The 14448-nt window shown below is 71.0% G+C and carries 11 protein-coding genes; 10 read left to right on the top strand and 1 reads right to left on the bottom strand.

From position 1 onward, the window contains the following. Nucleotides 1-54: 54 nt before the first annotated feature. The 4 genes from ACZ4FV_RS40125 to ACZ4FV_RS40110 all read left to right on the top strand — a co-directional run bounded on the left by ACZ4FV_RS40125 (nt 55) and on the right by ACZ4FV_RS40110 (nt 5264). On the top strand, nt 55-1560 hold the full coding sequence (locus ACZ4FV_RS40125) for a DHA2 family efflux MFS transporter permease subunit (RefSeq protein ID WP_395867218.1): 1506 nt from the start codon (nt 55-57) through the stop codon (nt 1558-1560). Continuing rightward, nucleotides 1557-3188 (top strand): MFS transporter, encoded by a 1632-nt coding sequence (locus tag ACZ4FV_RS40120; protein ID WP_395867220.1) that lies wholly within the window; start codon nt 1557-1559, stop codon nt 3186-3188. Before ACZ4FV_RS40125 ends, ACZ4FV_RS40120 begins: the two co-directional genes overlap by 4 nt. Next, on the top strand, nt 3185-4384 hold the full coding sequence (locus ACZ4FV_RS40115; protein ID WP_395867222.1) for a cytochrome P450: 1200 nt from the start codon (nt 3185-3187) through the stop codon (nt 4382-4384). The genes ACZ4FV_RS40120 and ACZ4FV_RS40115 overlap by 4 nt, the downstream gene beginning before the upstream one ends. A gap of 106 nt (nt 4385-4490) precedes the next feature. Beyond that, nucleotides 4491-5264, top strand: a complete 774-nt coding sequence (locus tag ACZ4FV_RS40110) for a thioesterase II family protein (protein WP_465325627.1) — start codon at nt 4491-4493, stop codon at nt 5262-5264. 131 nt (nt 5265-5395) lie between these two features. Here the strand turns inward: ACZ4FV_RS40110 and ACZ4FV_RS40105 are convergent, their stop codons facing one another. Continuing rightward, entirely contained in the window at nt 5396-6052 is a 657-nt protein-coding gene (locus tag ACZ4FV_RS40105) for a GntR family transcriptional regulator (RefSeq protein WP_395867226.1), read from the bottom strand. A 106-nt stretch (nt 6053-6158) separates the two neighbouring features. Between ACZ4FV_RS40105 and ACZ4FV_RS40100 the strand changes: the two genes are divergently transcribed. The 6 genes from ACZ4FV_RS40100 to ACZ4FV_RS40075 all read left to right on the top strand — a co-directional run bounded on the left by ACZ4FV_RS40100 (nt 6159) and on the right by ACZ4FV_RS40075 (nt 14287). After that, nucleotides 6159-8147, top strand: coding sequence for a beta-galactosidase (locus ACZ4FV_RS40100; RefSeq protein ID WP_395867227.1), 1989 nt, complete (start codon nt 6159-6161; stop codon nt 8145-8147). After that, entirely contained in the window at nt 8144-9478 is a 1335-nt protein-coding gene (gcvPA, locus tag ACZ4FV_RS40095) for an aminomethyl-transferring glycine dehydrogenase subunit GcvPA (protein WP_465325623.1), read from the top strand. The genes ACZ4FV_RS40100 and gcvPA overlap by 4 nt, the downstream gene beginning before the upstream one ends. Further along, nucleotides 9478-11034, top strand: coding sequence for an aminomethyl-transferring glycine dehydrogenase subunit GcvPB (gene gcvPB / locus ACZ4FV_RS40090; protein WP_395867231.1), 1557 nt, complete (start codon nt 9478-9480; stop codon nt 11032-11034). Before gcvPA ends, gcvPB begins: the two co-directional genes overlap by 1 nt. Further along, nucleotides 11031-12137 carry an ATP-NAD kinase family protein gene (locus tag ACZ4FV_RS40085; RefSeq protein WP_465325621.1) on the top strand — a complete coding sequence of 369 codons (1107 nt, stop codon included), beginning with the start codon at nt 11031-11033 and terminating at the stop codon, nt 12135-12137. The genes gcvPB and ACZ4FV_RS40085 overlap by 4 nt, the downstream gene beginning before the upstream one ends. Beyond that, nucleotides 12134-12901 (top strand): SDR family NAD(P)-dependent oxidoreductase, encoded by a 768-nt coding sequence (locus ACZ4FV_RS40080; RefSeq protein WP_391588289.1) that lies wholly within the window; start codon nt 12134-12136, stop codon nt 12899-12901. Before ACZ4FV_RS40085 ends, ACZ4FV_RS40080 begins: the two co-directional genes overlap by 4 nt. A 96-nt stretch (nt 12902-12997) precedes the next feature. After that, the gene (locus ACZ4FV_RS40075) at nt 12998-14287 is read left to right on the top strand and encodes an ABC transporter substrate-binding protein (RefSeq protein ID WP_395867235.1); all 1290 of its coding nucleotides are present in this window, start codon (nt 12998-13000) and stop codon (nt 14285-14287) included. Nucleotides 14288-14448 lie beyond the last annotated feature (161 nt).

Genomic DNA, 14448 nt, shown 5'->3' with positions numbered 1-14448 from the left:
ACCGAGTCGAACCCGGTCGGATCCGGTCCAGGCCGGAGAGAGGCAACACACACAATGACCACGAGCGCAGCGAAACCCGCCGCCCCGCCGGCGGAGCGCAGCAAGGCCCTGATCCTGGTGGTGATCGGCCTCGCCCAGTTGATGGTGGCGCTGGACACCTCGCTGGTGAACCTCATCCTGCCCTGGGCACAGCGTGACCTGGGCATGTCCGACTCCAGCCGGCACCTGCTCGCGGCGGCCTACATGGTCGCCTACGGCAGCCTGTTGCCACTGGGCGGACGGATCGCGGACCGGGTCGGCTACCGCCGCACCCTGCTGGTGGGCCTGGTCGGCTTCGCCGCGTCCTCGCTGGTGGCCGGCCTCGCGCAGAACACCGAGTTCCTGGTCACCGCGCGCACCGTGCAAGGCGTGTTCGGCGCGATCCTGGCCCCGTCCACACTGGCCATCCTGACCACCACGTTCACCGAACCCAAGGAACGCGGGCGGGCGTTCGGCCTGTACACCGCGATCGTCGCGGCGGGCAGCGGCCTGGGCATGGTGGCCGGCGGCGGCCTCACCGAGTACCTGAGCTGGCGCTGGTGCCTGTACCTGAACGTGCCGATCGCGGTGATCGCGGTGGTCGGCGCGCTGATCGTGCTGCCGGACACCCGGGGCCACCGGGAGACCGCGCTCGACCTGCCCGGCGCGGTGCTCGGCGGCGGCGGCATGGTGGCGCTGATGTACGGGATCAGCACGGCCGGCGCCAACGGGTGGGGCTCCACCGAGGCGGTCACCCTGCTGGTCGGCTCGGTGGTCCTGCTCGCGGGCTTCGCGATCCGCCAGTCCAAGGCGACCCAACCGCTGTTGCCACTGCGGTTGTTGGCCGACCGCAGCCGGGCGGGCGCGCTGATCGTGATCGCGCTCGGCGCGCTGGGCCCGTTCGGGCTGTACCTGTTCCTGACCTACCAGCTCCAGGTGATCATGGACTACTCGCCGGTGGAGGCGGGGTTGGCCTGTGTGCCGCTGACCGTGGCGACGGTGATCTCCGCCGGGGTGATCAGCAAGCTCCAACCGGTGGTCGCGCCGCGCACGATGATCGTGCCCGGACTGATCGCCGGCGCGGTGGCGATGGTGATGTTCGCGCAGATGGACGAGAACAGTTCGTACCCGCTGCTGATCCTGCCCGCGCTGGTGCTGCTCGGCTTCACCCTGGGCATCGTGCACATCCCGGCCACCAACGCCGCGCTGAGCGGACTGCACCCGCGCGACGCGGGCTCGGTGTCGGCGTTCACGTTCGCCGCGCAACAACTCGGCGGCGCGATGGGCACCGCGCTGTTCAACACCATCGCCACCACCGCGACCGCCTCCTACGTCCTGCAACACCACGACCAGGCCACCGTCCTGGCGGACGGACACGGCTTCCGGGTGGCCACCATGTGGTCCGCCGGACTGATGGTGTTCGCGGCCGTGGTCGCCGCAGTACTGATCAACGCGAAGGCCACCCGACAGACCCTGGACGACCCGCCGCCGGCCGAGGACCTGCCCGACGTCGCCGCCGCCACCCCGGCCACGCGGTCGTGATCCGGCGGGCGCCCCGAGCGGGCGGCAGCCGGGGCGCGATCCTCGCGGTGGTCGCCACGGCGCAACTGATGGTGGTGCTGGACGTCACCGTGGTGAACATCGCGCTGCCCTCCACGCAGCGCGAGTTGGGCCTGTCGGACGCGGGCAGGCAGTGGGTGATCACCGCCTACACGCTGGCCTTCGGCGGCTTCCTGCTCGCGGGCGGCCGGATCTCCGACCGGATCGGGCGTACCCGGGGCCTGCTGGTGGGGCTGACCGGGTTCGCCATCGCGTCCGCCGCCGGCGGTGCCGCCGCGAACGCCGGCACGCTGATCGCCGCGCGCGCCGCGCAGGGGCTGTTCTCCGCGCTGCTGGCGCCGTCCGCGCTGGCCCTGCTGACCACGACGTTCACCGGGACCAAGGAACGCGCCCGCGCGTTCGGCGTGTACGGCGCGGTGCTCGCCGCGGGCGGCGCGCTCGGCCTGGTGGTCGGCGGGTTGTGCACGCAGTACCTGGACTGGCGCTGGTGCCTGTACCTGAACTCGCCGATCGCGGTGGGTGCGCTGATCGCGGGCCTGGCGGTACTGCCGCGCGAGGACTCGTCCGCCGCGGAGCGCGCGAGTACGGGCCGACTGGGCCTGTTCGACGTGGCACTGGGCAGCGGCTCGATGGTCGCGCTGGTGTACCTGCTCACCGAGGCGGGCGCACACGGCTGGGGATCCACCCGGGTGTGGGCGCTCATCCCGGTCGCGATCGTGCTCCTGGCCGCCTTCGTGCTGCGCCAGCGCCGATCGGCGGACCCGCTGCTGCCGATGGCGGTGCTCGCCGACCGCAACCGGGCCGCGGCGTTCGTCACCATCGGGCTGACCGCGATCGGCATGTTCGGCATGTTCCTGGTGCTGACCTACCAACTCCAGGGCATCATGCGCTACTCGCCCCTGCGCACCGGGGTGGCGATGTTGCCGATGGCGGTCGCGGTGGTGTTGTCGGCGATGCTGATCGCGGCCCGACTGCTGCCCCGGCTGCCCGCGCGGGTGCTGATCGTGCCCGGCCTGGTGCTGTCCGCGGCGGGCCTGCTGGTGCTGACCCGGCTCACCCCGGACAGCACCTACGTCACCGGCGTGCTGCCCGCGCTGCTCCTGCTGGGCATCGGCTCCGGCATCACCTTGATGCCGTCGGTCGCCAGCACGATGAACGCCGTCGAACCCCGGTACACCGGCACCGTCTCGGCGTTCACCACCACGTCCCAACAATTGGGCGGCTCGATCGGCACGGCGCTGCTGAACACGATCGCCACCAGCGCCACCGCCTCCTACGCCGGCGGTCGGGGCGACTTGGTCCAGGCCGCGGACCGGGCCCGGGCGACCGTGCACGGCTACGCGGTCGCCTGCGGGTGGGCCACCGGAATCCTGCTCCTGTGCGCGGTCCTCGCGGGCGTGCTGATCAACGCCGGGCCGCAGGGCGAGCAGACCAAGAACCCCGACGAGGAGGCACCGGCGACCGCAGAGAACCCGGAGACACCCGGAAACCCGGGAACCCCCGAGAACCCCGAGATCCGCGAGCACCCGGAGATCCCCGAGATCACCGAGAACCCCGAGTACCCCGTGCGGATCGACACAGACGAGCAAGAAAGCAGGGCACGACGTTGACCACCTTCGGAACCACCACCGCCTGGACCGAACCGCCCTCCGGGCACGCCGAGATGCTGGACTGGCTCGCCGAGCGGCGCGCGAAGGACGGACCGTGGCAGGACGAAAAGGGCAACTGGCACGTCTTTCGCTACCGCGACGTGCTCGACGTACTGAACGACCACACCACCTTCTCCTCGGACCTGCGTGATCTCTCGCCCCGGCACGCCGAGTTCGACGTGTTCAAGAAGGGCCTGTTCATCAGCATGGACGAGCCCCAGCACCGCAAGCTGCGCGGGCTGGTCAGTCAGGCGTTCACCCCCAAGGTGGTCGGGAAGCTGGCGCCGCGGGTGGCCGAGATCGCGCACGAGATGCTGGACGCGGTGCAGGACCGGGATCGGATCGAGTTGGTCGGCGACCTGGCCTACCCGCTGCCGGTGATCGTGATCGCCGAACTGATCGGCGTCCCGACCAGCGACCGGGCCACCTTCCAGCGGTGGGCCGACGCGCTCCTGGGCATCGGCGGCGAGGTGACCGCGGCGCCCGACGGCGAGGTGCTGAGCAGCCTGACGCTGACCCTGCGGGAGATGAACGCCTACCTGCTCGACCACATCCGCAGCCGCCGGGCCAACCCGAACGGCGACCTCACCAGCAACCTGATCGCCGCCGAGATCGACGGCGAGCACCTCGAGGACGAGGAGATCGTCGGCTTCGTCGGCATGCTGCTCCTGGCCGGGCACATCATGACCACGCTGATGATCAGCGCCACGCTGTCCTGCCTGGACGACCACCGCGACGCGATTACCGAGATCCGCCGCGAACCGGACGCGCTGCCCGGCGCGATCGAGGAGGTGCTGCGCTTTCGCACCCCCTCGGTCCGCCAGGAGCGGCTGGCGCTGCGCGAGGCGACGGTCGGCGGCGGCCTGGTGCCGGCCGGGGCCTCACTGGTGTTGTGGTTGTCCGGGGCCAACCGGGACGCGGGCCAGTTCCCCGACGCCGACCGGTTCGACATCCGCCGCACGCCCAACGCGCACCTGAGTTTCGGGCGCGGCATCCACCACTGCATCGGCGCACCGCTGGCCCGGTTGGAGTGCAAGACCGTGCTGGAGGTGCTGTTCGGCCGCTTCACCGAGTTCGCGGGCGCGGGCGCCGTCCCGCACGACGCGCGCTCGTCGTTCGCGCCGCTGAAGCTGCCGCTGGACGTGACCTGGGCCTGACCCGACCACCCGGCCCCGCCCGCCCCGCCCCGCCCGTCGCCGAACGCGGCCGGGTCGGGGCGGGGCGCCGCGCGGCCTTTGTACTCACCGAAGACGAGGGCATGCGATGAACGTCACCACCTCCGCGCAGGGCACCTGGCTGCGGAGCTATCACCCGACCCCCGAGGGACGTCCCCGGCTGGTCTGTTTCCCGCACGCGGGCGGCTCGGCGAGCTTCTTCTTCGCCTTCGCCAAGGCCCTGGCCCCCTCGGTCGAGGTGCTCGCGGTGCAGTATCCCGGGCGCCAGGATCGCCGGCACGAGCCCTGCGTCGACGACCTGGCGCGGCTCGCCGACGAGATCGCCGAGATCATGCCCGCGTGGGCCGACCGACCGCCGGCCTTCTTCGGGCACAGCATGGGCGCGACGCTGGCCTTCGAGGTGGCGCTGCGGCTCGGCGCGCGCCCGGGCGCGGTCGGACCGAGCCGGCTGTTCGTCTCGGGCCGCCGGGCGCCCGGGCGGCACCGGACCGAGACCGTGCACCTGCGCGACGACGCGGGGCTGATCGACGAATTGTTGCTGCTCAACGGCACCGAGCCGGGCGTACTGCTGGACGACGACGTGCTGCGGATGGTGCTGCCGTCGTTGCGTGCCGACTACCGGGCGATCGAGCGCCACGTGGTGCGCCCCGGGGCCCGGGTGGACTGCCCGATCACGGTCCTGGTGGGCGACGCCGACCCGAAGGTCACGGTGGACGAGGCCCGGGCCTGGCGCGAGCACACCACGGTGGGTACCGCGGACATGTCCGTCTTCCCGGGCGGACACTTCTACCTCAACGAGCACCGGCCGGCCGTCGTCGACCTGATCACCGCCGCATTGCTCGCCCCCGACGCCTCGATCTGATCACCGCCGCGCTGCCGGCACCCGGCGCCTCGGTGCGAGCGCATCCCGACCGCCCGGCTCCGGGCACGCCACAGGGCGGGTCGGCTTCGTCTCGTGGACGAAGGCGGCCCGCCGAAGCGGCGCGCGGACGATCAGGCCGACTCCGGGTTCACCGGGATCCGGCCGGTCATCCGCTCCATGCCGCTGATCCAGTTGTCGCGCAGCGCCGCCGTGGCGGCCGGCACGTCACCGGCGCGCAGGTGCTCGGCGATCCGGCAGTGCTCCTCGGCCTCGCGCTCCAACAGCGTGTCCTCGCCCGCGATCAGGTGGGTGTAGCGGCGCATGCCCGCCTTCACGCTGGTCACCAGGTCCAGCAACCGCTCGTTGGGGCATTTCCCGAGCAGCAGATCGTGCCACTCGTCGTCGTGCCACTCGATCTCCGACTGCTCCGCCACCGGATCCGGGAAGCCCCGGGCCAGACGCAGCAACTCCGGTGCCATTTCCCGGAGTTCATCCGGATCGGAGAGCTCCAGTGCGAGTGACTCCAGACCCGCGACGATTTCGCACAGCTCGCGGAACTCCTTGCTGCTGACCGGTGCGAACCGGAAGCCGCGCCCCTGATTGCTCTCCAGGACGCCTTCGCCGGCCAGGGTGATCAGGGCTTCGCGCAGGGGAGTGCGACTCACGCCCAACTCGGCCGCGAGCACCACCTCGTTGATGTCCTTGCCTGCCGCGAAGTCGCCTCTGTCGAGGCGCAGAAGCAACTCCTCGCGGATCTGCTCCCGCAGAGGTCGCCGCTGGATGGCCATGTGTCGGTTACTCCTCGTGTTGATCGGCGTCGATATCTGGTGCTTGACATAACGCACCGCACACACCTTGAATTATGAATACAGAATACATGAACGGGAGGTCGACGTGCGGTTGACGCGAGTGCCGGGATTGCTGTTCGGGGGTGACTACAACCCCGAACAGTGGCCGGAGGAGGTCTGGGCCGAGGACGCCAAGCTGATGGTCGAGGCGGGCGTGAACATGGCCACCGTCGCGGTCTTCTCCTGGTCACGGCTGGAACCGCGCCCCGGGGAGTACGACTTCGGCTGGCTGGACCGGGTGCTCGACCTGCTGCACGAGCACGGCATCGCCGCCGACCTGGCCACCGCGACCGCGACCCCGCCGCCGTGGTTGGTTCGCGAGCACTCGGAGCTGCTGCCGGTCGACGCGAACGGCACCCGGCTGGAGTTCGGCTCCCGCCAGGGCTACTGCCCCAGCTCGCCGATCTTCCGCGCGGCCACCGTCCGGTTGGCCCGGGCGATGGCCGAGCGCTACGCCGAGCACCCCGCCCTGGCCATGTGGCATATCGGGAACGAGTACGCGGACCACACGCTCGAATGCTTCTGCGACGAGTCCGCCCGGCACTTCCGGCGTTGGCTGAGCGAGCGATACCAGGACATCGACGGCCTCAACGCCGCCTGGGGCACCTCCTGCTGGGGCCAGCACTACACCGACTTCGAGCAGATCGCCCCGCCGCGCAAGGCACCGGGCCCGGTCAACCCGGCCCAGGTGCTGGACTGGCGGCGGTTCTGCTCGGACGCGCTCCTGGAGTGCTTCGAGGCGGAGAAGAGCGTGCTGCGCGAGGTCACCCCGGACATCCCGGTGACCACGAACTTCATGAGCATCCTGCACGGGCTGGACTACTGGAAGTGGGCCGGCGCCGAGGACATCGTCAGCGACGACGCCTACCCCGACCCGGCCGACCCCACCTCGCACGTGGGCATCGCGGTGAGCTACGACCTGATGCGCTCGCTCAAGCGGCGCCCGTGGCTGCTGCTGGAACAGGCCCCGAGCGCGGTGAGCTGGCGTGAGGTCAACGTGCCCAAGCCGCCCGGCAAGATGCGCCTGGACAGCCTCCAGGCACTCGCGCACGGCGCCGACGGGGTGATGTTCTTCCAGTGGCGCCAGGCCCGGTACGGACCGGAGAAGTTCCACTCCGCCCTCCTGCCGCACGGTGGTGTGCAAACCCGCGGATGGCAGGACACGCTACGCCTGGGCGGCGACCTGCAAAAGCTCGCCGAGATCGCCGGCACGCACACCGCCGCGGACGTCGCGCTGCTCCTGGACTGGTCCTCGTGGTGGGGCCTGGAGGCCCCCGAGTCGATGCCGTCCAAGCGGCTGGAACTCAAGCGACTCCTGAACGCCTGGTACGCGCCGCTGCACGCCCGCGGGATCACCGTGGACCTGGCCCCGCCGGACCGCGACCTGTCCGGGTATCGCGTGGTCATCGCCCCCAACCTCTACCTGTGCACCGACGAACAGGCCGAGAACCTGCGGGCGTTCGGCGGCGAACTGATCGTCGGCCCGTTCAGCGGCGTGGTCGACTCCGCCGACCGGGTACACCCCGGCGGCGCACCCGGTCCGCTGCGCGACCTGCTCGGCCTGAGCGTCGACGAGTTCTGGCCGCTGGCCGACGGAGTGGGCCAGAGCGTGCGGTACGCCGACGGCACCCCGGGCACCGCGACCCGGTGGGCCGAGTGGCTGCGACCCGAGGGCGCCACGCCGATCGCCGACTACGAGGGCGGCGACCTGGCCGGACAACCCGCGATCACCCGGCTCGGCCGGGCCACCTACGTGGGCTGCGCCCTCGACGACGTCACCCCGATCCTGACCGACGTACTGACCCGCGCCGGCGTGCGCCCCGTCGCGGACGTACCGCCCGACGTCGAGGCGTGCCTGCGGACCGGGCCCGACGCCGACTACCTGTTCCTGCTCAACCACGGCACGACCACCGCGGCACTGACCCTGCGCGCCCCCGGCACGGACCTGCTGACCGGGCGCGACCTGCACGGCCCGATCGAAATCGGGCCCAGGGACGCCGTGGTGCTGCGCACCGCTCACGAGGGAGAGAAGTGACCCACCCCTACATACCCAATGCCGAGCCGGCCGTGCGGGCCGAGATGCTGGCCGCGATCGGGGTCGAGTCCATCGAGGACTTCTACACCGACATCCCCGCCGCGCTGCGCCTGAACCGGCCGCTCAACCTGCCCGCGCCGATGAACTCGGAAACCGAACTGGTCCGGCACATGCGCGGGTTGCTCGGACGCAACACCGACACCACCGAGGTGCTCAGCTTCCTCGGCGGCGGCTGCTACCCGCACCACGTGCCCGCCGTGTGCGACGAGATCAACTCGCGCGGCGAGTTCCTCACCGCCTACGCGGGCGAACCGTACGAGGACCACGGCCGCTTCCAGGCGCTCTTCGAGTACGTCAGCATGATGGGTGAACTCCTGGAACTGGACGTCGTCAACGTCCCGACCTACGACGGCTTCCAGGCCTCCGGCACCGCGCTGCGGATGGCCGCGCGCTACACCGGCCGGTCCAAGGTGCTGGTCACCGCCGCGATCGGCGCGGACAAGCTGAGCAAGCTGCACGACTTCCTCGCGCCCGACATCGAGATCGTCATGATCCCGGTCGCCGAGAACGGCGAGGCCGGCGCCTTCACCGTCGACGACACCGTCGCCGCGGTCTACCTGGAGAGCCCCAACCTCTACGGCGTGGTCGAGGCCCGGACCGCCGAGATCGCCGAACTCGCGCACGCCGAAGGCGCGTTGCTCGTGGTCAGCGCGGACCCGATCTCGCTCGGCGTGCTCGCCCCGCCCGCCACGCTCGGCGCGGACATCGTCTGCGGCGACATCCAGTCGCTGGGCATGCACCAGAACTACGGTGGCGGTCACGCCGGTTACATCGCCACCCGCGACGAACCGCGCCTGGTCGCCGAGTTCCCCTCGCGTCTGTTCGGCATCGCGCCGACCGCGGTGCCGGGCGAATACGGCTTCGGCGACGTCTTCTACGACCGCACCTCCTTCGCGCTGCGCGAGGAGGGCAAGGAATGGGTGGGCACCGCCGCCTCGCTGTGGGGCATCACGGCCGGCGTCTACCTTGCGCTGATGGGCCCGGAGGGCATGCGCGAACTGGGCGAGACGATCCTGGCCCGGACCCGCTACGCGATGGACGAACTCGCCGCGGTCCCCGGGGTACGGGTGCGGCACGCCGCCGCCGTGCACTTCCGCGAGTTCGCGATCGAGGTGGCCGACACCGACGCGCTGCTCACCGCGCTGCGCGCACACGGCATCTACGCCGGCATCGCGCTGGACGCCACAACGCTGCTGGTCTGTGTGACCGAGCGGCACACCAAGGACGACATCGACACGCTGGTGCGAGCGGTACGAGAGGTGCAGGGCTGATGGGTGCCGTCGGAGAATCCTTCGCGAAGTTGCCGATCGAGGCCAAGCCGCCGCTGCGCCGGTTCCACCAGGCGCGCTGGGACGAGCCGATCATCTTCGATCACTCCAGCCCCGGCCGGCGCGGCATCGGGGTGCCCGAGGCGGGCGTGCCCGCCGTCGAACTGCCCGCCGGGATACGGCGCGAGACGCCGCCCGCGCTGCCGCAGATGTCCCAGCTGCACGTGCTCCGGCACTACATGCGACTGTCCCAGGAGACCGTGGGCGTCGACCTCGGCATCGCCGTCGGCCAGGGCACCTGCACGATGAAGTACAGCCCCAAGATCAACGACCGGTTCGTCAGCGACCCGAAGATCGCCGAACTGCACCCGGCACAGCCCGAGGACAGTGTGCAGGGCGTGCTCGCGATCTACTGGCAGCTGGAGCAGATGCTCAAGGAGATCTCCGGTCTGGACCGGGTCAGCCTGCAACCGGGCTCCGGTTCGGCGGCGATCTACGCCAACATCGCGATGATCCGCGCCTACCACGCCTCCCGGGGCGAAGGCGAGCAGCGCGACCAGGTCATCACCACGATGTTCTCGCACCCCACGAACGCGGCCTCCCCCAAGACCGCCGGGTACGAGGTGATCACTTTGATGCCGGACGCCGACGGCTACCCGGACATCGAGGCGCTGCGCGCGGCCGTGGGCCCGCGCACCGCCGCGCTGATGATCACCAACCCGGAGGACACCGGGATCTACAACCCCCGGATCGCCGAGTTCGTCGAACTCGTGCACGGAGTCGGTGGGTTGGCCTGCTACGACCAGGCCAACGCGAACGGCATCCTGGGCATCACCCGGGCCGCCGACGCCGGGTTCGATCTGTGCCACTTCAACCTGCACAAGACCTTCTCCACGCCGCACGCGTCCGGCGGTCCGGCCGCGGGTGCCTGCGGCGTCGCGGAGAAGCTGGTGCCGTTCATGCCCGGCCCCACCATCGAGTTCGACGGCGAGCGCTACTTCCTGGACTCCGACCGGCCGCAGTCGATCGGCAAGAACCGGCCCTACCTGGGGGTCACCCAGAACGTGGTGCGCGCCTACGCGTGGATCATGGCGCTGGGGGCCGAGGGCCTGCGGCAGGTGGCCGAGACGGCGGTGCTGAACAACAACTACCTGATGCACAAGGTGTTGCAGATCCCGGGCGCCTCCGCCCACTGGGACAAGCGCCGGCTGGAGCAGGTCCGCTACTCGTGGCAGGGCCTGTACGAGGACACCGGCGTGCACTCGGAGGAGATCGGCGTGCGCGCGGCCGACTTCGGGGTGCACTACTGGACCAGCCATCACCCGTACCTGGTACCCGAGCCGTTCACCCTGGAGCCGACCGAGTCGTACTCCAAGGAGGATCTGGACGAGTACGCCGCGATCCTGGCGCACGTCGCGGACGAGGCGCGCAGCGAACCGGAGTTCGTCAAGGGCGCGCCCTACAACCAGACCGTGCACAAGATCGACCCGACCTGCCTGGACGACCCGGAGCAGTGGGCCATGACCTGGCGGGCCTACGTCCGCAAGCACCTGTCATGAGAATCGGCCTGATCGTCAACCCGGTGGCCGGCCTCGGCGGGGCGGCCGGGCTCAAGGGCAGCGACGGCGCCGACGTGCAGCGCGAGGCGCTCGCCCGCGGCGCGACCGCCCGGGCGGGGGAGCGCGCGGCGGTGGCCGTGCGCGCGCTCCTGAGCGCCCGCCCGGACACCGTCGTGGTCACCGTGGCCGGCACGATGGGCGAGAACTCCGTGCGCGCCGCCGGCGCGGTACCCGAGCTGGTGGCGTGCGCACCGGGGGAGCCGTCCTCGTCCGCCGACACCCGGGCGGGCGTCCGGGCGTTGGCGGCGGTGGACCTGCTGCTGTTCGCGGGCGGCGACGGTACCGCGCGGGACGTGCTCGACGCCGGGCCGACCGCGCCGGTGCTCGGCATTCCGGCGGGCGTCAAGGTCTACTCCGGCTGCTTCGCGGTCGGCCCGGCGGCGGCCGGCCACGCCGCCGCCGAGTTCGCCGGGGACACCGCCGAGGCCGAGGTGGTGGACCTGGACGAACAGGCCTACCGCGAGGGCCGGGTCAGCCCCCGGCTCTACGGCACACTGACCGTGCCCGCGGCCCGGGTACGGCTGTCCGGCCGCAAGACCGGCTCCTCGGGCGCCGCGCCGGAGACCGTCGAGGGCATCGCCCGCGAAGTGGTCGCCCGGATGCGCCCGGGCGTGCGCTACATCCTGGGCCCGGGCACCACCACGCGAGCGGTGGGCCGCGCGCTGGGCGCCGAGTCCACGCTGCTCGGCGTGGACGTGGTCGCCGACGGCTTGCCGATCGGGGTGGACCTGAGCGAGCGCGCGCTGCTCGACCTGGTGGACGGGCACGAGACGGATGCCGTGGTGTCGGTGATCGGCGGCCAGGGCTTCGTGCTCGGTCGCGGCAACCAGCAGATCAGCCCGTCGGTGCTGGCCCGCGTGCACGCTCTGACCGTGCTCGCCACCCGCACCAAGCTGGCCGCGCTCGGTGGCCGGCCGCTGTTGGCGGACACCGGGGACCCGGCCACGGACGCGCGGTTGAGCGGTTTCGTCAAGGTGATCACGGGCTACCGCGAGAGCGTCCCCTATCGAATTGTTCCTGCGAGTGAGGAGTGCTCCGGATGAACGGGATGACTGGATCCCTGCACGGCAAGGTCGCCATCGTCACCGGCGGCGGCTCGGGCATCGGCCGGGCCACCGCGCTGATGTTCGCCGCGGAGGGCGCGGACGTGGTGATCGCCGACATCGACGCGGCGGCCGCGACCCGCACCGCGGAGGAGATCACCGCGCAGGGCGCCCGGGCGGTCGGGGTCAAGGCGGACGTGTCCGCCGAGGCGGACTGCGTGTCCGTGGTGTCGACGGCGGTGCAGACCTTCGGCGGGCTGCACGTGCTCTTCAACAACGCCGGCATCATCCGGCGCGCGGACGCGATCGGCACCACGGTCGACGAGTGGGACCGGGTGATGGCGGTCAACGTGCGCTCGGTCTTCCTGATGTGCAAGCACGCCGTCCCCGCGATGAGCGACGGCGGTTCCATCGTCAACACCGGTTCCGGCTGGGGGCTCAAGGGCGGCGGCAACGCGATCTCCTACTGCGCGTCCAAGGCCGCCGTGGTCAACATGACCCGCGCCCTGGCGATCGACCACGCGGCGGCGGGCATCCGGGTCAACTCGGTCAACCCCGGTGACACGGACACCCCGATGTTGCGCGAGGAGGCCCGGCAGTTGGCGGAGGACTGGACGGCCTTCGCAGCCGACGCGGCGGACCGCCCGATGGGCCGGTCCGGCACGCCCGACGAGATCGCCCGCGCGGTGTTGTTCCTGGCCTCCGACGCGGCCAGCTACATCACCGGCACCGCCCTCGTCGTAGACGGCGGCGGCCTCGCCTAGTCATCCCGGCCCCGTTCCCGTCGTCGCCAGCGGCGACGGGCCCGGGACCGGTCCCAGCACGCGTACGTCCCGCACACATCCCCCCGGAGGCACAACGTGTCATTTTCCCGCGCAGCGAAGACCGTCGCCGTGCTGGCCGCCGGTGCCGCACTCGCCGCAACCACCGGTTGCGGCGGGAGCAGCGGCTCCGGCTCCGGCTCCGGCAAGACCACCGTCACCTGGTCGACCTGGGGCAACCCGGAGGAACTCGCCCGGTTCAAGGACTTCGAGAAGGACTTCGGCAAGCGCCACCCCGACATCAAGCTGAAGCTCCAGGCGGTCCCCTCCTACAGCGACTACCACTCCAAGCTGCTCACCCAGCTCTCCTCCAAGACCGCGCCCGACGTGTTCTACGTCGGCGACGACTTCATCGGGAAGTTCGTCTCCGCCGGGGTGGTCTCGCCGCTCAACGAGAAGATGGCGGCCCCGGACAGCAAGGCCAAGCCGGAGGACTTCTTCGACGGCCTGTACGGCGGCGCCAAGAAGGACGGGCAGATCTACGGCATACCCAACGACGCCAACCCCGAGGTGCTCTGGTACGACAAGCAGGCGCTCAAGGACGCCGGCATCACCGAGGACCCGGCCACGCTGAACGCCCAGGGCAAGTGGACGATGGCCACCTACCTGGAGATGAACCGCAAGCTCAAGGCGGCGGACAAGGCCGGCTCGATCTTCTACAACTGGTACGGCTCGACCTACAGCATGATCAACGGCTTCGGCGGCAAGGTGTACGACGGCGGCAAGTTCGTCGGCAACACCGACCCCAAGTCGCGCGAGGCATTGAAGACCCTGGCCGACGGCTACCAGAACGGGACCTTCCTGGTCGCCGACAACCTGCCCGAGGGCAACGGCTCGGATGTGCAGTTCATCAAGCACAAGGCCGGTTTCTCCGCGGGCGGCCGATGGATGATCGACACCGTCAAGAAGGGACAGCAGGACAACTACGACATCGTGCCGTTCCCGTCCCAGACCGGCGTGCTGATGCCGCAGACGGTGGGCACCTCCTTCCTGGCGCTGAACAAGGACGCCAAGAACGCGCAGGCGGCCTGGACGTTCCTGTCCGAGTTCGTCTCCAAGGACGGCCAGACCACGCGCCTGAAGGGCGGCGGCAACGCGGTGCCCTCGGTCAAGGGCGCGGACAGCGTGGTGATGGAGGGCTACCCCGCGCACGCGCAGACCTTCATCGACACCCGTGACGGCGGCTTCGCCAACTACCCGGAGGAGGCCGGTGTCCCGGAGCTGACGGCGAGCATCAACGAACTGCTGATGAAGTTGTGGACCGGCAAGATCGGCTTCGACCAGGCGATGAACGACCTCGGCTCGCTCGTCTCCGGCAAACTGCGCTGACCGGGGGCCCGCCGTGACCACGTCCACGCTCAGCCGCACCACCGACGCACGGCGCCCGGCCACCGAAACCCCCGAGCGGGGGGGGGGGGGTGGGGGGGGGGGGGGGGGGGGGGGGGGGGGGGGGGGCCCCCTCCCCCCCCCCCAAACGGGCGCGCCGTCTG

It is taken from the genome of Embleya sp. NPDC025285 (assembly GCF_055558835.1).
Note: the sequence above shows the minus strand (reverse complement) of the source record. Positions and strands in the feature narration are given on the sequence as shown.